The 18299-nt window shown below is 40.4% G+C and carries 14 protein-coding genes; 3 read left to right on the forward strand and 11 right to left on the reverse strand.

Annotated features, from left to right (window positions below; translation table 11 throughout):
• Positions 1-350 precede the first annotated feature (350 nt).
• Positions 351-3005: a calcium-translocating P-type ATPase, SERCA-type gene (locus tag IEX29_RS22065; RefSeq protein ID WP_188737306.1), complete on the reverse strand. Its 2655-nt coding sequence runs from the start codon at positions 3003-3005 to the stop codon at positions 351-353.
• 100 nt (positions 3006-3105) lie between these two features.
• Here IEX29_RS22065 and IEX29_RS22070 point away from each other — a divergent pair, with 100 nt between their 5' ends.
• Entirely contained in the window at positions 3106-4809 is a 1704-nt protein-coding gene (locus IEX29_RS22070; RefSeq protein WP_188737308.1) for an Rqc2 family fibronectin-binding protein, read from the forward strand.
• Between the two features lie 26 nt (positions 4810-4835).
• Complete coding sequence (locus IEX29_RS22075) at positions 4836-5378, forward strand: NADPH-dependent FMN reductase (protein ID WP_188737310.1); 543 nt, start codon at positions 4836-4838, stop codon at positions 5376-5378.
• A gap of 116 nt (positions 5379-5494) precedes the next feature.
• Here the strand turns inward: IEX29_RS22075 and IEX29_RS22080 are convergent, their stop codons facing one another.
• Positions 5495-5917 carry an organic hydroperoxide resistance protein gene (locus IEX29_RS22080; RefSeq protein WP_188737312.1) on the reverse strand — a complete coding sequence of 141 codons (423 nt, stop codon included), beginning with the start codon at positions 5915-5917 and terminating at the stop codon, positions 5495-5497.
• Positions 5918-7060: 1143 nt separating this feature from the next.
• Complete coding sequence (locus IEX29_RS22085) at positions 7061-7927, reverse strand: LysR family transcriptional regulator (protein ID WP_188737313.1); 867 nt, start codon at positions 7925-7927, stop codon at positions 7061-7063.
• A gap of 138 nt (positions 7928-8065) precedes the next feature.
• On the opposite strand from IEX29_RS22085, the gene IEX29_RS22090 reads away from it, so the two are divergent.
• Positions 8066-8827 carry a class I SAM-dependent methyltransferase gene (locus tag IEX29_RS22090; RefSeq protein WP_188737315.1) on the forward strand — a complete coding sequence of 254 codons (762 nt, stop codon included), beginning with the start codon at positions 8066-8068 and terminating at the stop codon, positions 8825-8827.
• A 49-nt stretch (positions 8828-8876) separates the two neighbouring features.
• On the opposite strand, the gene pyrE is transcribed toward IEX29_RS22090, so the two are convergent.
• From pyrE to IEX29_RS22130, 8 genes are read right to left on the reverse strand one after another with little or no spacing between them, the layout of a single operon-like run.
• Complete coding sequence (gene pyrE, locus IEX29_RS22095) at positions 8877-9485, reverse strand: orotate phosphoribosyltransferase (protein WP_188737317.1); 609 nt, start codon at positions 9483-9485, stop codon at positions 8877-8879.
• Entirely contained in the window at positions 9475-10164 is a 690-nt protein-coding gene (gene pyrF, locus IEX29_RS22100; protein WP_188737319.1) for an orotidine-5'-phosphate decarboxylase, read from the reverse strand. The genes pyrE and pyrF overlap by 11 nt, the downstream gene beginning before the upstream one ends.
• Complete coding sequence (locus tag IEX29_RS22105) at positions 10161-11075, reverse strand: dihydroorotate dehydrogenase (RefSeq protein ID WP_188737322.1); 915 nt, start codon at positions 11073-11075, stop codon at positions 10161-10163. The genes pyrF and IEX29_RS22105 overlap by 4 nt, the downstream gene beginning before the upstream one ends.
• On the reverse strand, positions 11072-11827 hold the full coding sequence (locus IEX29_RS22110; protein ID WP_188737323.1) for a dihydroorotate dehydrogenase electron transfer subunit: 756 nt from the start codon (positions 11825-11827) through the stop codon (positions 11072-11074). The genes IEX29_RS22105 and IEX29_RS22110 overlap by 4 nt, the downstream gene beginning before the upstream one ends.
• Complete coding sequence (carB, locus tag IEX29_RS22115; protein ID WP_188737325.1) at positions 11827-15027, reverse strand: carbamoyl-phosphate synthase large subunit; 3201 nt, start codon at positions 15025-15027, stop codon at positions 11827-11829. The genes IEX29_RS22110 and carB overlap by 1 nt, the downstream gene beginning before the upstream one ends.
• Positions 15020-16120, reverse strand: a complete 1101-nt coding sequence (locus tag IEX29_RS22120) for a carbamoyl phosphate synthase small subunit (protein WP_188737327.1) — start codon at positions 16118-16120, stop codon at positions 15020-15022. The genes carB and IEX29_RS22120 overlap by 8 nt, the downstream gene beginning before the upstream one ends.
• Positions 16113-17396, reverse strand: a complete 1284-nt coding sequence (gene pyrC, locus IEX29_RS22125) for a dihydroorotase (protein ID WP_188737329.1) — start codon at positions 17394-17396, stop codon at positions 16113-16115. The genes IEX29_RS22120 and pyrC overlap by 8 nt, the downstream gene beginning before the upstream one ends.
• Entirely contained in the window at positions 17353-18282 is a 930-nt protein-coding gene (locus IEX29_RS22130; RefSeq protein WP_188737331.1) for an aspartate carbamoyltransferase catalytic subunit, read from the reverse strand. Before IEX29_RS22130 ends, pyrC begins: the two co-directional genes overlap by 44 nt.
• Between the last annotated feature and the right edge of the window lie 17 nt (positions 18283-18299).

The following is an 18299-nucleotide window of genomic DNA, read 5'->3' on the forward strand; positions in this document are numbered from 1 at the left end:
CAAATGGACAGTGTCACCTTTATTAGGTTGTTGATTTTTTGGCGAAAATGACTATGAAATACTTTACAGAATATTCTTATTATATTTATGCAACGCTAGTGATAATTTAATTTATATAAATTGAATTAAAACAGCTATTCCAATCTGCTGAAAATGATACTACATGAATGGAATAGCTGTTTTATTCTATTTTACAATGAACTCTTATTTTGTTTTCATTTTGATTTTTCTGCTAAATCAATGTTTGATATAAGTGGCCAACTATATTTATAACGCTAGCTAGCGTAGTATTTTTCCGCAGCGGTTACAAAGAATCATAATTACACCTATTAAATTCTGGTGTTAATTCTTTATTTCTTAGTAAATCCAAATAAAACAGTTGGCAATGCTCCCAGCCCGACAATAAGCAGCCAGTCAATTGCAGATAAGGTTACTGTATGGAAAATCGGCTGGAGCGGCGGAAAGTAAATAACAACTAATAGCAACAGCATCGATGATAGTACTGCTAAAATCAGATAACGATTTTCAAATAGGTTTCTTGCAAAAATTGATTTTTCACTGCGACAGTCAAACACATGAATTAATTGTGCCACAACCAGAGTGGAAAAAGCAATCGTCTGGGCATAGACAAGATTACTTGGATCGTTCTGGTAAGCTACAATAAATGCAATTAAAGTAACAACCCCGATTAATATTCCCCTGCTGATAATTTTATAGCCGAGGCCCCGGGAGAAGATTCCTTCACGCGGATTTCTTGGTCCCCGTTTCATCACATCTCCTTCAGCCTGATCTACCCCTAGTGCCATTGCAGGTAATCCGTCTGTTACTAAATTCACCCAAAGAATTTGCACAGGTACAAGCGGAAGCGGCAGTCCAAGCAGCATAGCAAAGAGCATCACTAAAATTTCTCCCACATTGGAAGCAAGCAGATAACGGATAAACTTCCGAATGTTTTCATAGATATTTCTGCCTTCCTGAATAGCGGATTTGATTGTCGCAAAATTGTCATCCATTAAAACAAGAGATGATGCTTCTTTCGTTACATCCGTTCCACTTATCCCCATTGCGATCCCTATATCACTTGCTTTCATAGCCGGAGCATCATTCACCCCGTCTCCTGTCATGGCAACAATATGCCCTTTTTCCTGAAAGGCGTTGACAATCCGAAGTTTATGCTCCGGTGTTACGCGTGCAAAAACATACGTTTCTTCAATCGTATCCACCAATTCAGCATCTGACATTTGTGTTAATTCTCTTCCTTCCAGTACCTTGCCACTCTCTGGAAGAATCTCTAAATGATTGGCAATTGCTTTTGCTGTGTGCGCATGGTCACCAGTTATCATAACTGTTTTAATTCCCGCTTCCTTACATTCACGAACAGCTGCTTTTACTTCTTTTCTTGGAGGATCCATCAGCCCGTATAAGCCAATTAATGTCAAGTCTTCCTCCAATAGTGCAGAATCCAGTGAATCAGAGGAAGATAACACCCGAAAGCCAATCGCAATAGTTCGAAGTGCCTTTTCGGCCATAGAAACCATTGCCTGCTCAGTCTGTTTACTCCGCTCTTTTGTTAAAACTGTCTTCCCATCCTCTGTTTGAATGTAGGAAGATTTTGGAAGTAAAATATCAGGTGCTCCTTTTGTGATTAATAAACGCATCCCGTTCTCATCTTCTATGACAATACTCATCCGTTTCCGATTGGAATCAAATGGTATTTCTTTCACAATCCGGAAAGGCTGTTTATCATTTTCATGAAAGCCATATTTATACGCTGCAACAAGCAGTGCGCCATCTGTAGGATCTCCATCTACAACATTCTTTCCTTTTTTCAAAGAAATGGATGCATGGTTACAAAGCATTCCATAGAGCAGCATTGATTTCAAATTTGCGTGAGAATCTTCTATCTTTTTTTGATTGTATAGAAAATCTCCCTGAGTCTGGTATCCATCACCTGTGACATATAAAGTTCTTCCGTTTATATATATTTCCTTTACAGTCATTTGGTTTTCGGTCATCGTCCCTGTTTTATCCGAGCAAATAACAGAAGCACATCCTAATGTCTCGACCGCCGAAAGCTTCCTTACAATGGCTTTCTTTTTAATCATTCTCTGGACACCAAGAGATAAAGCAACCGTAACTATTGCCGGCAGACCTTCAGGAATAGCAGCTACTGCCAGAGATATTCCGGCTAAAAACATTTCATACATCGGATGGCCCCGGAAAATACCAGCTACAACAACAAGTAATGTCAGGAATAGTGCAACAACAATCAGTATTTTTCCCAGTTCTGCCAATTTCATTTCCAGTGGTGTAATGGCCTTTTTCGTATTATCCAGCAATGTGGCAATCTGTCCCATCACGGTTTTCATGCCCGTGCTGACAACAATACCTTCTCCTGAGCCGCGTGTAACAAGCGTCCCCATAAAGGCCATATTGACTTGATCCTGTGCTTCTAATCCATCCATTCTGATTTCCTTTGTATGTTTAGCAACAGGAAGTGATTCACCTGTCAAAGCAGATTCTTCCGTTTCCAGACTGGTTGTTTGAATAACCCTGACATCTGCAGGAATTCTATCTCCACTTGCAAACCTGACAATATCTCCTACAACAACCTCTTTCGATGGAATTTTCACCCATTGCCCGTCCCGTTTTACGCTGGCTATCGGGGCGGACAGCTCTTTCAATTTTTCCAATGAGTTTTCTGCTTTTTGTTCTTGAAAATAGCCGATAATTCCATTAATTAATACAATAACCATAATAGCTATTGCATCAATATACTCTCCTAATAATCCGGCAATCAAAGTGGCAGCTAATAAAATCAATACCATAAAATCCTGGAATTGTTTTAAGAATAAAATCCATCCGGGTATTTTTTTCTTCGCTGCTAAAACATTTTCGCCATACTGCTGACGTCTTTTTGCAACCTGCTTCTCCCCTAACCCGACATCTGCTTTTACCTGCAATGTCTCTTCTAATTTTTTTTGGTTGAGCTGATACCATTTCATTATACATTCCTCCGGCAGACATGAATTGTACAAGCACTTAATCCATTTCTATGCCCGAACTTCTAAAAAGATGCTATAATTGCCGTTGAGGTGATCATATATGCCATTCGACGGTATTGTAACAAGAGCGGTTACGAAAGAATTAGCAGCAAAATTAGAACGAGGAAAAATTAATAAAATTTATCAGCCATCGGAAACAGAGATTGTCATGACAGTCCGCAGCCAATCTGTAAATCACAGTCTGCTCTTTTCTGTCCATCCTACGTATGCCCGATTTCATATAACAAACGATTCTTATACAAATCCAAAAGAGCCTCCTATGTTTTGTATGGTGCTGAGAAAGCATTTGGCCGGAAGCGTTATTGAAAATATTGAACAAAAAGGAATGGAGCGGATTGTGACATTTACGATCCGGACCCGTAATGAGATAGGCGATATCAGTTATAAACAATTAATTATGGAGCTGATGGGTAAGCATAGTAATCTTATTTTAGTGGATCAGGAAAAAGGCCATATTATTGACAGCCTAAAGCATGTTTCCTTATCGCAAAATCGTCACCGGACGATTTTACCCGGGCAGACCTATCAATTGCCGCCTGATCAGCATAAGTTTTCTATTTTAGATACAGACAGTGCATCGATAGTGAAAAAATTAGATTTTAACGCAGGTAAAATGGATAAACAGCTGCTCGGCTTAATAGAGGGCTTTTCTCCATTTGTTACGAAAAGAATGATTGAAAGTGTCCATCTTGGCTCCAATCAAGACTATGAGAATATGCTTGCTCATGTGCAAAAGCAATTACAGGAAAATGATTATTTGCCAGCTATTTATCAGGAACCAAAGGAAGATTTTCATGTGCTCGATTTCCCGGAGGAAAAGGCAGACACTGTATTTGAAGAAGTCAACCCGATGCTCGATACGTTTTATTCTGGAAAAGCAGAACGGGACCGCGTCAAACAGCAGGCAAAAGATCTCTATCGCTTTATTAAAACGGAACAGGATAAAAATGTCCGGAAGCTGAAAAAACACAAGCAAACAGTGGAAAAATCAGAACGCGCAGACCATTATCAAAAAATGGGTGAGCTTTTAACAGCACATATGCACCTGGTGAAGCCGAATCAAAAAGAAATCTCTGTTGTAGACTATTATGATCCGGATCAGCAGGAAATAACAATTCAGTTAAATCCAAATAAATCACCTAGCGCAAACGCACAGAATTATTTTAAAACCTACCAAAAACTGAAAAATTCCCGTAAGATTATGGAATCGGAAATCAAACGGACCAATGAAGAAATTGTTTATTTTGATCAATTGCTGCAGCAGCTTAATGTAGCAAGTACGGATGATATCGAAGAAATTCGTGAAGAACTCAGAGAAGAAGGATATTTGCGCAAACAGCGTTCTTCTAAAAAAGCAAAAAAACCGCAGAAGCCTGCACCGGAAACCTATCAATCTTCTGACGGCATCACTATTTTAGTCGGCAAAAATAACAAGCAAAACGAATATGCAACAATGCGTCTGGCCCATCGTGATGATGTATGGCTGCATACAAAGGATATTCCCGGTTCACATGTTATTATCCGGGACAAAGAACCGAGCGAAAAAACATTAGAGGAAGCCGCTATTTTAGCTGCCTATTTCAGTAAATCGCAGCAATCTTCCTCTGTTCCGGTAGATTATACGTTAATTCGTCATGTGAAAAAGCCAAATGGTTCGAAGCCTGGTTATGTGACATATGATAACCAAAAAACATTGTTTGTTACACCGGCAAAAGATATTGTAGATCAATTACGGGTAAAATAAAAAGACTTGAAAAGAGGTTTAAACAAATGAAACTTGTCGGAATATCAGGTGCTCCTGCCGGTGACAAAACTGCAATCGCAGTTAACCAGGTCTTAGTCCATGCCCGGCGTTTCGATTCGAGCCTGAAAACAGAATTAATCGACATAAGGGATTATGAAATTGACTTTTTTAACGGTGCTCCCTTAGCAGATTATAATGAAGATACCTGGAATATTGTTAAAAAGATTTCATCTGCTGATTTTCTCATTTTTGGTACGCCGATTTATCAAGCATCTATTTCAGGAGCGCTAAAAAACCTGCTGGACCATTTGCCTGAATTTGTCTTCAAGCATAAAGTAACAGGCATGGTTGCAACCGGATGGTCTGAAAAGCATTTTCTTGTTATGGAGTATCATCTAAGATCGATTCTATCTTATTTTAAAGGGCTCGTTCCAACGGGAAATGTCTTTGTCCATAATAGCGCTTTTAATATGGACAGTGATGAAATCATTGATGAACGAATTGTAGAAAGGCTTCAAGCTCTTGCAGAGGAAATGGTTGCTTTGCAGCAGGGGATGAAGAATTCTTAATCAAATCAGTCAGGTAAAACTCCTGCGAAAAGATCTTTCATTTTATAAGCAGGAAGCAGTTTATATTACAAAAAAAGTTCCAAGCCCTAAGGATTGGAACTTTTTTTTTATGCTTTTTAAACCGCCGTCGGTTTCAATTCTACTTCAATATTGCCTCTTGTCGCTTTTGAATACGGACAGAATTGATGTGCTGCTTCTGCCAGATCTTCTGCTTCCTCCTGGCTGACACCCTCGATTTTAATATGGAGAGTGGCTCCAATTTTAAAGCCATCATCGGAAGGGTCTTTCATAAAATGAACCTCGGCTGTTGTTTCTGACGTAATATTTTTACCTTTATTGGATGCCATTAAATTAAGTGCACCATCATAACATGCTGCATAACCCGCAGCAAAGAGCTGTTCCGGGTTGGAGCCTTTTTCATCTGATTTATTTCCGGCTGGATTAACTAAATTCACATCGATAATCCCATCATCTGATCTCACATGACCGTCTCTGCCATTTTGCGCTGTTGCTTTTGAACTGAAAATAATGTTACTCATCGAAATCACTGCTCCTTTATAATTTAATCTAAAGGTACTATTTCCTTTATTTCATTTCTTTAAACCTTTTTTCTAAAGACCTCAACTTTCGCACCTGAGAATAAGCATCTATACCTTTCTATTTCAAGATGAATATATTTTACATTATCCTGCTTGCGTTTTGTTAAATCATCTTTTTATTGAAAGGAAGATTGTGCATAGCGCCTTCAACCAACCACTACGCTTTCCATGGGGACGGCTTCAGCTAACTTAAAAAGAAAACTGCTTTTCAAGTGGATCTTCAGCTCGCCCTGTTCCCGTAGTTGGTCTGCGCTCAGTTAGGCTTCTATAGCAAATGAAAGAAATCATACCCTGATGGAGTTGGATGAAATAACCGCTTTTTGCTTGATAAAAAGATTATTTTAGTATTTTAAATGGTTGATTTGGCAATTTAAATTAAGATATAACATGGGATAGTAAATATCAGGAATAGCTTTTATGAACAGAAAGTAATCGTGACGGAACATTTTTATATGTACCACGAAAAAGATTTTCTTTACTGGTCTAATTTCTATTAGCCCCGTTGCATTAAACGGTATAGAATCCCTTTCTAGCGGAGGCGGACCGTTTTGACTCCTGAAAGGAAAGCGGAAAGCGTCGATTAAAAACGTAACAACTGGACCGAAGCAACTGAGATAAAGGAATCACCGTGAGTTTACGAACGGATGATGACTTTCACCCGCGGGGCATAAGCGCGACTTTAGCTCTGTCTGCGCCTGGCGGCTTGCCAGTCACTAAGTCTTCTTTATCGTAGGGCGCTATCGGGAAGTTGTCTAGTTTTTGACGCTTGTAGCTGGACAGGGATCAGCACCATCTGAAGATCCACTTTTGCCAAGTGATCTTCTTGGCAAAAGTTAGCTGAAGAGCGTGCCCCTAGGCAGGCTAAGGTCGCAACGTCCTGGGGCCTAAGATTACTCACCCCATCGAAAAGAGTTGTACGTCGAAAGCAAAACGGTCAGACGCAGCGGTGGCCTTACATGTTACCTTCTTTCTGGATAGAGTTTATGCTTTGTCAAGAGATAGATAGAAGGAACGATCACCACTTGTCTCTATAATAAGCAAGTTATTTTTTAAGTGCGAAAGTTGAGTAAAGACACTCTATTTTTAATCTGCGATAAAATCATAGTTTTCCAGCAGACGAAGAAAATGATCGACCTGCGGAAGCTGACGGATCCCTTCTTGAAAACAGGCCCAGGTATCACGTGTCACAGCCTCTTTTTCTAAAAATAAAGGAATGTATGGGTAATGCTCTTTGAGATGATTCGAGACACTTCCCGGTAATACAGCCATACCTATCCCCTGCTTCATAAATTGTTTACAGGTTTCAATTTGGTCCACTGTCATCTTTTTTTGCGGTTTAATATAGTTCTGCTGTTCAAATAACCAGCTATCAACAAGCTCATGCATACTGTCATCACTTTTAAAAGAAATGATTGGTCTTTCTTTTACAGCGTGATCCGGGAAGGGTTCTGTATCAAATATATAAAGCGGATCATCAAACAAATGCACCGATGTCGTCTCCTTTAATTTATCACCGCGAATAATACATACATGATATTGCTTATGATTTTTTCTGATGTCCTCACTGATTCCCGTTACTAAATCAACAGCTACCTTTGGATAGGCAGCCGTATATTCTCCTAAAATATCCGGAAGATAGCGTTGACTGATTAACGAAGAACAAGCAATGGACAGTGTTCCTTGTATTTCTTCTCCAGTCTCTGCTAAACGATTTTTAAATAAATGCTCCTTCTCCACCATTTCTTTTGCATGCTGAATAACCCGTTCTCCTGCAGGAGTTGGTAATAACCGCTTCGATGTCCTTATAAATATTGTTTCTCCAAAATAGTTTTCCATGTATTTTAAACGTTGTGTAACTGCCGGCTGGGAAATGAGAATAGCTTTTGCCGTTCCCCGTATTGTACCAATTTCATAGAGTTTTAACAGGATTTCATAATCATCCATCCGCATAACAAAAGCCTCCAATAAGTATAAATTATCATTATTTATTAAAATATAGTATTTTACTTATTTCATTATAGCATATAGTATTTAATGAAGAATATTTTATTTACTTTATAACTGACTAATGAAAAAGGAGTTAATTTTATGGACAAAAAGCTATTAAATAAAGAATTATTTACCAAAAGAGAAGATGCTTATGTCAACAGCAGTACACACAGTAATCCAGCCGCGCTGCAGAAAATTTCAGATTGGTTACAGCCGACAAGGGAACAAATTATTTTGGACATCGCTACAGGTGGCGGCCAGGTTGCAAAAACATTAGCCCCATCAGCCAAACAGGTTATCGCAACAGATTTAACACCATCCATGCTGTCAAATGTCCGAAACAGCATAAATGAAAACGATAATATTTTATTTATTATTGCGGATGCCGAGGAACTTCCTTTTCTTGATGATTCCATGGATATTATCACCTGCCGAATCGCAGCACACCACTTTCCACATCCGGAAAAATTTATTCAGGAAGCTTATCGTGTTTTAAAGCCTGGAGGAAAATGTTTATTTGTTGATAATATTGCTTCGGAGAATGAAGCGGAGGATCAATTTTTAAATCAGCTGGAAGCAATGCGCGATCCAAGTCATGAACGTGCTAAAAAGATTTCCGAATGGAAGGTACTTTTTTCAAAATATCAATTTACCCTGCTGCAGGAGGACATACGGATAAAAGAACTGCCTTTCCATGACTGGCTTCATCGTACCGTAGACAAAAAGGAAGCACGTCAGCAGGTGATTCATTTTGTGCAGACAGCAGATGAAAAGCTGCAAAAGTATATCCGTTTACAGAAGAAAGATGATGATATTGACTCCTTTGCCATTGATGAATGGATTAGTATGTGGGAAAAATAGGGATGAAAAAGGATGTGTTGCCTATGCAGCCTCACATCCTTTGTTTATCTTATAACTCACTTCTCCAGGCAAGAACTGTTTCTTTTTCTGTTTCTGTAAGCTTGTTTTCTTCTATAAGTAATTCTAATAACTGATCGAAGCCAGTAATAGATTGATAGGATAAACCAGCCTCCGCAAATGCTTCCTCTGCTCTTGGAAGTCCATAAGTAAAAATGGAATACACTGCTGTAATTTCAGCACCTTCCTGCTCCAGTGCCTGTGCAGATTGGATGGATGATCCGCCGGTAGAAATCAGATCCTCAATTACGAGTACCTTCTTCCCTTCCACAGATGCTCCCTCAATTTGGTTGCCTTTCCCATGTCCCTTTGGTTTAGAACGCACATATACCATTGGTAATTCAAGTTCTTCCGCTAACCAGGCCGCATGCGGTATCCCGGCAGTTGCACAGCCAGCGATTACCTCCGGCTTCGTATCACTATTTTTCACCATTTCTGCAAATGCTTTAACAATATTTTTGCGGACAGCAGGATAACTCATGGTTAAGCGGTTGTCACAATAGATAGGTGATTTTAACCCCGATGTCCATGTGAAGTAGTTATCTACCTTTAATTGTACTGCCTCAATTGCTAATAAATCTTTTGTTACTTTATTTTCCATGCTGCCACTCCTTCAATACTTGTTCATATGCTTTTCTGGGATTTTCTGCTTTGGTAATGCTTCTGCCGACAACAAGAAAATCACTGCCAAGCTCTTTTGCTTTTGCAGGAGTTGCCACGCGCTTCTGATCATCTTGAGAGGAATCTGCTAAACGGATGCCTGGCGTGATTGATAAGAAATCATTTCCGCAATGCTTTTTAATCACGGGAACCTCATGAACAGAGCTGACCACTCCGTCTGCTCCGGCTTCTTTTGCTAAGGATGCAAAACGGACAACGTTCTTTTCCACATTGCCCTGTAAGCCAAGCTCATGCTCTAACACTTCATCATCCATTGAAGTAAGAATAGTCACTGCCATCAGCTTTGTCGATGAGCCAGCCAGGCCCTGCTTCGCCTGGTAAATCATTTCTTTTCCGCCGATGGCATGTGTTGTTACTAAATCCACATCCAAGGCAGCAATATTTTTCATTGCCTGATGAACGGTATTTGGAATATCGTGAAGCTTTAAATCAAGAAAGATTGGATGATTCTCTGCCTGCAGCTTTTCAATAATTGCCGGCCCTTCCCGGTAAAAAAGCTCCATCCCGACTTTTACAGGAACACCTGCTAAATCATTTTCCTTTAAAAAACGTTCTGTATCTGCCCATGTTGGAAAGTCTAATGCGACATAGATGCTCATACTACTGCACTCCTTCTATCAATAACATCCTGTACAGAAGTATATTGGTATTTTATTAATGTTTCTGGAAGTGCATCAATAATGTCTACACAGGCAAAAGGATTTTGGAAATTTGCCGTACCGACTGCAACTGCATCTGCACCGGCCTGTAAAAATTCCAAAGCATCCTCTGCGGTAGTGATTCCTCCCATACCGATAATTGGAATAGACACCTGCTGCCTTACCTCATAAATCATCCGAATAGCAATTGGCTTGATCGCCGCACCGGATAAGCCGCCTGTCTGATTGGCAATCAGTGGTTTTCCAGTAGGCAAGTGAAGCTTCATCCCTGTCAATGTATTAATCATTGATAGCCCATCTGCTCCAGCTTCTTCGACTGCTTTGGCCATTTCTGCAATATTTGTCACATTCGGAGACAGTTTAACATAAACCGGAAGATTACTCGCTTCTTTTACTGCTGCTGTCACCTTCTTTGCCATCTCTGGATCTGTTCCGAACTGAATACCGCCTTCTTTTACATTGGGACAGGATATATTTAACTCTAATGCATTCACATCATTTGTTTCGTTAAATGCTTTGGTTACAAAAATATATTCTTCTAAAGAGCTCCCTGCCACATTTGCAATAATAGAAGTATCATATTCTGCAAGTCTCGGAACTTCATTTGCAATAATCCGCTCTACACCAGGATTTTGCAGGCCAATAGCATTCAACATGCCTGATGACGTTTCTGCAACTCTCGGTGTAGGATTTCCGAAACGTTCAAATTGAGTTGCTGCCTTCATGATAATGGCACCTAAACGGCTTAAGTCATAGAATTCGCTGTATTCCTTGCCAAATCCAAAGCAGCCGGATGCCGGCATAATCGGGTTTTTTAATGCTAGTCCAGGCAGTTTTACCTCCAGGTTCATAAGATAACCTCCTGTGCTGAAAATACTGGTCCATCACTGCAAATCTTTTTATAGCTGTTATCCACGGTCGGCAATACGCATGCCATACACGCACCAACACCACAGCCCATTCTCTCTTCCAGTGATACCTTGCCCGCAGTGTCTTTTAACTCTGTTGTCACTGCACGCAGCATCGGCAGCGGTCCGCAGCTGAAATACTGATCAAATGCACCGACCTCAGGGAATACATGTGTTACAAAGCCTTGATGTCCATAAGAGCCGTCATTTGTTACTACATATGTTTCTGCTATTTCTTTAAATGCATCTTCATAAAAGACATAATCCTTTGATTGAAATCCCAACACAGCAACAAGCTCCACGTTTTTTTCGCTTAAGCGTTTTGCAAGATGATAGATAGGAGGAACTCCAATTCCCCCACCTATTAACAATACACGACCGCCTTCTGGTACATCGTCTATTGAAAAGCCGTTTCCATTTGGCCCGAGTGCATCAACAGTCATCCCTGGCTGATAAGCTGCTAACGATTTTGTTCCACCGCCAACGACTTTGAATAAAATGGTAATTGTTCCTTCTTGCTTATCTACTTTTGCAATAGAGATAGGTCTTCTCAATGTAAATCCCGGAACAAGCAAATGCAAGAATTGTCCTGGTACTGTTTGTTTACTGACCTCTGGCTGATATAATTTCATCTCAATTGTTTCTTTAGCAATGGTTTCAACAGATAATACTTTCATTTCGTGTTTTTTCTTCATTATAGAGTCACCTTTTGCTGGCTAATTGGTTTTGCAGTAAATGTCGTAGAGTCGATGACATTGATAATTGCATTAACAGTGTCTAAATTGGTTAAACTTGCGATACCATGCTCCACAGCTGCACGGCGGATTAAGAAGCCGTCTGATCTCGGCTTTTGTCCGGAATTAAGTGTATTAATAACAAATTGGACTTTTCCTTCCTCAATGATGGAAAGAACATTCGGTTCATCCAAGCCAACCTTGCCTACCTCAACAACCGGAATATCTCCTTCTTCGCAGATATATGCTGCTGTTCCCTGCGTTGCATAGAGTACAAATCCAAGCTGATGGAATCGATCTGCTACCTCCAGCATTTCTGCCTTGTCTTTATCAGCAACGGTTAATAATACACCGCCTTCTTGCGGAACTTTTAATCCGGATGCGATAAGCCCTTTATACAATGCTTTTTCTAATGTTTTATCATAGCCGATTGCTTCTCCGGTAGATTTCATTTCTGGTCCGAGGATCGTATCCACGCTGCGCAGCTTTTCAAAAGAGAATACTGGAATTTTCACAGAAACAAGGTCCTGTTCTGGTAAAATACCCGTTTCATAGCCCATATCAGCTAGTTTTTCACCCAGGATACATTTTGTCGCAATGTTTGCCATTGTTACACCAGTAATTTTACTTAAGAAAGGAATTGTTCTGCTGGCTCTTGGATTTACTTCAAGTACGTAAACTTCTTCATCACGGATAATGAACTGGATATTAATTAAACCTTTCACATTGAGAGCTTGTGAGATTTTCACCGCTGCATCTAAACATTTTTCTTTAACAGCTTCACTTAAACGCTGCGGAGGATATACGGCCATGGAGTCACCAGAGTGGACACCTGCCCGTTCGATATGCTCCATAATTCCTGGAACAATGGTTGTTTCCCCATCACAAATCGCATCTACTTCCGCTTCCATTCCTGTCAAATACTTGTCAATTAAAATTGGATGTGCTGAGTCGATATTGTCAGACTTCGCTAAATAGTTTTCCAGCTCTTTTTCGCTATAAACAATTTCCATGCGGCTGCCGCCAATGACATAAGAAGGACGGACAAGCACCGGATAGCCGATTTGATTTGCTGTTTCGATTGCCTGATTCAGCTTTGGAACTGCTTTTCCTTGTGGCCGCAACAAATCAAGCTCATCCAGTAAAATTTCAAATTTATCACGATCCTCTGCACGGTCGATTGCTTCCAGACCAGTACCTAAAATCTTCACACCACGGCGTTCCAGCCCGTCAGCAAGGTTAATGGCTGTTTGTCCGCCAAATTGCACGATAACGCCTTCTGGTTTTTCCAGTTCGATTACATGCATGACATCCTCTAATGTGAGGGGCTCAAAATACAGTTTATCAGAAATAGTAAAATCTGTAGATACGGTTTCCGGATTATTATTCATAATAATTGCTTCATAGCCGAGCTCTTTAATCGCAAAGACAGAATGTACCGTTGCATAATCAAACTCAATCCCCTGTCCGATTCGGATTGGGCCGGAGCCGAGCACCAGGATTTTTTTACGTTCGGATACTTCTGATTCATTTTCCGTTTCATACGTACTGTAAAAATAAGGTGTTTCTGATTCAAATTCTGCCGCGCATGTGTCTACCATTTTATATACCGGGAAAATGTTTTCTGCTTTTCTTAACGCATATACCTCATCAAGAGAAGTGTTCCAGAGCCGGGCAACTTGAGCATCAGCTATTCCTAATTGTTTTGCTTGTTTTAACACAGTAATATCGTATTTGTTTTCACTTAATGTTTTTTCCGTTTCCATAATTTTATTTAAGCTGTTTAAGAAAAAGCGGTCAATCTTTGTTATTTCAAAGATTTCATCAACCGTATAATCGCGGCGCAAAGCTTCAGCTAAAAGGAAAATTCGTTCATCATCCGCATGCTTCAAGCGGTTATTCAATGTTTCTTTATCTAATTCTTTGGCTTTCACCAGGTGAAGCTCCTCTGTTCCCATTTCCAGCGAACGTACACCTTTAAGTAAGGATTCTTCCAGATTACGGCCAATTGCCATAACCTCTCCGGTCGCTTTCATTTGCGTTCCTAAACGGCGGTCCCCTGAGGTAAATTTATCAAATGGAAAACGCGGGAATTTCGTTACCACATAGTCTAATGCCGGTTCGAACATGGAGTATGTTTTACCGGTAATTGGATTGGTGATTTCATCCAGTGTATACCCGACTGCGATTTTCGCTGCAATTTTTGCAATTGGATATCCTGTTGCTTTGGAAGCCAGGGCAGATGAACGGCTGACACGCGGGTTTACTTCAATTATATAGTATTGGAAGCTGTACGGATCAAGCGCCAGCTGAACATTACAGCCGCCTTCAATTTCCAGCGCGCGGATAATTTTTAAGGATGCATTGCGCAGCATATGATATTCACGGTCACTTAATGTCTGTGACGGTGCCACCACGATAGAATCTCCGGTATGAATGCCGACAGGATCAATATTTTCCATGTTACAAACAACAATTGCCTGGTCCTTATGGTCGCGCATTACCTCATATTCAATCTCTTTAAAACCGGCAATATTCCGTTCGATTAAGCATTGGTTAACCGGTGAGAGCACAAGGCCGTTATGTGTAATTTCTCTAAGCTCCTGCTCATTATAGCACATTCCTCCGCCTGTACCGCCGAGTGTGTATGCCGGCCGGACAATTAATGGGTAGCCAATTAAATTCGCAAATTCTACAGCTTCATCCACTGTATGTACTATTTCACTTTCCGGCACCGGCTCATTTAATTCATTCATCAAGTTACGGAACAGCTCTCTATCCTCTGCCTTTTGAATGGATTCCGGCGCTGTTCCTAAGAGCTGCACATGATGATCTTCTAAAATTCCTTTTCGTACAAGCTCCATTGCAAGGTTCAGGCCTGTCTGTCCCCCAAGCGTAGGCAGGATCGCATCCGGCTGCTCTTTGCGGATAATTTTTGTTAAAAACTCTTCTGTTAAAGGTTCCATATATACTTTATCTGCAACCGTATTATCTGTCATAATCGTTGCAGGGTTAGAGTTAGCCAGGATAACAACGTATCCTTCTTCTCTTAATGCTTGACAAGCCTGAGTTCCAGAATAATCAAACTCAGCTGCTTGTCCGATAACAATTGGACCAGATCCAATCACGAGAATTTTTTGAATATCTGTACGTTTAGGCATTAATATGGACCTCCTGCTTCTTCTCTTGCTGCTTCATAAGTTTTAAAAATTCATCAAACAAATAATTTGTATCCTCTGGTCCCGGAGATGCTTCCGGATGATACTGCACAGAGAATGCAGGGTAAACAGTATGTCTTACTCCCTCTACTGTTCCATCATTGATTGCAATTTGTGTTAATTCAAGACCGGTATCTTCCAGCGTAGACGGGTTCACCGCATAGCTATGGTTTTGGGAAGTAAGGTATGTTTTATCATTTTCTAAATCTTTTACCGGATGATTCGCACCCCGGTGCCCAAACTTCATCTTTTCTGTATCTGCTCCACAGGCTAACGACAGGAGCTGATGGCCAAGACAGATTCCAAATATCGGTACTTGACCAAGAATCCCTTTCACCATTTCAATTGCCTCTGGTACATCCTTTGGATCCCCAGGGCCGTTTGTCAGCATGATGCCATCTGGACGAAGGCGGAGAATATCTTCTGCACTGTAGTTATAAGGAACGACGGTAATTTGGCAGTCGCGTTTTGTTAACTCACGCAGAATACCATGCTTTGCACCAAAATCTACCAGTACAACCCGACGTCCTCTCCCGGGAACAACATAAGGCTTGCTGGTCGAAGTTTGTTTTACCTGGTCTGTCCGGAATTCTGCCGTTCTTAGTTCCTCTAATACCTTTTCTACATCTTCTTCTGCAGCAGTAATAGCTGCTTTCATTGTTCCATGCTTACGAATAATGCGTGTTAATTTTCTCGTATCAATCCCGGCAATTCCCGGGATATTGTTCGCCTTTAAGAAACTGTCAATTGTTTCTTCATTTCGGAAATTGGAAGGCTGCTTGCTATACTCTTTAACAATCAAACCATGAATAAGCGGTGTAACAGTTTCATAATCATCTCTGTTTATTCCATAGTTGCCGATTAAAGGATATGTCATCATTACAAATTGCCCACAATAACTTGGATCTGTAATAACTTCCTGATACCCGGTCATTCCAGTGTTAAACACGATCTCTCCTTTGGATACCTCTTCGCTGCCAAAACCATATCCTTCAAAAACTGTTCCATCTTCCAAAATTAAATGGCGTTTATGCATGACTGTCCTCCTCAAATACGACTTCACCGTTTACTATTGTCATAACCGGAAATCCATTTACCTCCCAACCGTGAAAAGGTGTGTTTTTACCTTTAGAAGCAAACTGGTAACGATCAATTTTTGCTGTTTTATCCAAATCAAGAATCGTTAAATCGGCAGGCGCCCCTTCTTCCATTGTTCCATAAGGAAGCCCGAATACATCCGCTGGCTTTTTCGTCATTCTATCAATTAATTCATGTAAGCTTAATACATTTTTCTGTACTAAATGAGTGTATAGCAACGGGAAGGCTGTTTCTAGTCCAACTATTCCAAACGGCGCTTCTAAAAACCCCTTTGCTTTTTCTTCCTCACCATGAGGAGCGTGGTCTGTCGCAATAAAATCAAGTGTCCCATCTAAAAGCCCTTCAATAAGTGCTTCCTGATCATCCTTTCCTCTTAATGGAGGATTCATCTTGAAGTCTGCGTCATTTTCAAGGATATCTGTTTCATTAAGTAGCAGATGATGCGGTGAAACTTCTCCAGTTACTTTAATTCCTGCTCTTTTCGCATCACGGATGACACGGACAGACTCTTTTGTACTGACGTGACATACATGATAGTGACAATCTGCCGCTTCAGCTAACAATACATCTCTGGCAATTTGTACAGACTCACTCAGGGATGGAATTCCTGGAAGATTTAGCCGCTTGCTTACTTCCCCATCATGCGTCACACCGCCGTAAACAAGAGAGTTATCTTCGCAATGGGCAACAATTGCTGCGCCACAGGCTGCTGCTTCCTTCATTGCCTGAAACATTTGATTAGCTGTCTGAATTCCTACACCATCATCTGTAAAAGCAAATGCGCCTTGTTCAAACAGCTCTTTAATATTTGTACGTTCTTCTCCTTTTAATCCTTTGGTAATAGAAGCATATGGAAGAACACGGACGACAGCATCTTCTTTAATTTTTTGGAGCAGCTTCTCCAACGTGTCTTTACTGTCAGGCACCGGGTTTGTGTTTGGCATATTGCAAACTGTTGTATATCCGCCTCTGGCTGCAGACTTTGTTCCTGTTGCAATCGTTTCTTTATATTCACCGCCAGGTTCACGTAAATGAATATGTACGTCGATAAATCCCGGTGACACAAGGTTGTTTTTGGCATCGATAGTTTGATCAGCCTCTTCTGTTATCTCAGATGCTATCTCCCGTATTTTGCCGTCCTCCATTAAAATCTCACAATTTACCAGTTCATTAGATGATGTTAAGCGCTTTGCGTTTATTAATTTCGTTTTCATTAATAATCCCCCATTCTTTTAATACATGTGTTAAAATGGCCATTCTCACATAGACGCCATTTTCCATTTGTTTAAAAATACGTGATTGTTTACTTTCTACTAGCTTTGTATCAATCTCTACGCCTCTGTTAATCGGGGCAGGGTGCATAATAATGGCATGCTTCTGCATTTTCGCTGCTCTTTCCATTGTTAATCCATAGAGCGAAAGATAATCATACATTTCTGTTTTATAAATATGACGCTCATGCTGAATTCTTAGTAACATTAACACATCTGCAATTTCTACAGCTTCATCCATTGTAATATATGGGTAATGCAGTGATTGATCTTCAAAACCTGGTGCTGCACTAAAGTAAACATCTGCTCCTAATTTTTCCAGAGCATGTGCGTTTGACTTAGCTACACGACTATGTTTAATATCACCAGCGATAACCACCTTTTTTCCTTCTACATTGCCAAACTCTTGATACATTGTCAGTAAATCCAGCATGCATTGTGTAGGGTGTTCTTCTTTTCCCGAACCTGCATTGATAACAGGAATATTCAGATGCCCTTCTTCTTCCATTTCATCCATCCAATAATCAGATGGATGACGGACTATCAAGAAATCCGCACCTATAGCCTCAAAGGTTTTGGCTGTGTCATATAATGACTCTCCTTTTATCAGGCTGGATCCTTCTTTATGCAAGTCTAATACTTCTAAACCCAGCTTTCTTTGGGCAACCTCAAAACTCATTTTTGTTCTTGTACTGGGCTCAAAGAATAGATTTGCAGCAAATAACTGTTTGTTTATTGTTATTGGTGACTTTCTTACTGACTCAGCTTCTTTAAGAATGCGATTGATCGTTTCTCCCGATAATTGCTGCATCGAAATAAAATGTTTCACGGCCCATCTCTCCTTCT

The sequence above is a fragment of the Oceanobacillus neutriphilus genome, assembly GCF_014645515.1.
GTDB lineage: Bacteria > Bacillota > Bacilli > Bacillales > Amphibacillaceae > Oceanobacillus > Oceanobacillus neutriphilus.

Excerpts from the sequence above, each read along its gene's own strand:
- IEX29_RS22080 (WP_188737312.1), bottom strand. The coding sequence starts at position 5,917 with ATGAGTAACATTATTTTCAGTTCAAAAGCAACAGCGCAAAATGGCAGA.
- IEX29_RS22065 (WP_188737306.1), bottom strand. The coding sequence starts at position 3,005 with ATGAAATGGTATCAGCTCAACCAAAAAAAATTAGAAGAGACATTGCAG.
- IEX29_RS22070 (WP_188737308.1), top strand. The coding sequence starts at position 3,106 with ATGCCATTCGACGGTATTGTAACAAGAGCGGTTACGAAAGAATTAGCA.
- IEX29_RS22085 (WP_188737313.1), bottom strand. The coding sequence starts at position 7,927 with ATGCGGATGGATGATTATGAAATCCTGTTAAAACTCTATGAAATTGGT.
- IEX29_RS22110 (WP_188737323.1), bottom strand. The coding sequence starts at position 11,827 with ATGAAGAAAAAACACGAAATGAAAGTATTATCTGTTGAAACCATTGCT.
- pyrE (WP_188737317.1), bottom strand. The coding sequence starts at position 9,485 with ATGGAAAATAAAGTAACAAAAGATTTATTAGCAATTGAGGCAGTACAA.
- carB (WP_188737325.1), bottom strand. The coding sequence starts at position 15,027 with ATGCCTAAACGTACAGATATTCAAAAAATTCTCGTGATTGGATCTGGT.
- pyrC (WP_188737329.1), bottom strand. The coding sequence starts at position 17,396 with ATGAAAACGAAATTAATAAACGCAAAGCGCTTAACATCATCTAATGAA.
- IEX29_RS22075 (WP_188737310.1), top strand. The coding sequence starts at position 4,836 with ATGAAACTTGTCGGAATATCAGGTGCTCCTGCCGGTGACAAAACTGCA.
- pyrF (WP_188737319.1), bottom strand. The coding sequence starts at position 10,164 with ATGAGCATCTATGTCGCATTAGACTTTCCAACATGGGCAGATACAGAA.
- IEX29_RS22090 (WP_188737315.1), top strand. The coding sequence starts at position 8,066 with ATGGACAAAAAGCTATTAAATAAAGAATTATTTACCAAAAGAGAAGAT.
- IEX29_RS22120 (WP_188737327.1), bottom strand. The coding sequence starts at position 16,120 with ATGCATAAACGCCATTTAATTTTGGAAGATGGAACAGTTTTTGAAGGA.
- IEX29_RS22105 (WP_188737322.1), bottom strand. The coding sequence starts at position 11,075 with ATGAACCTGGAGGTAAAACTGCCTGGACTAGCATTAAAAAACCCGATT.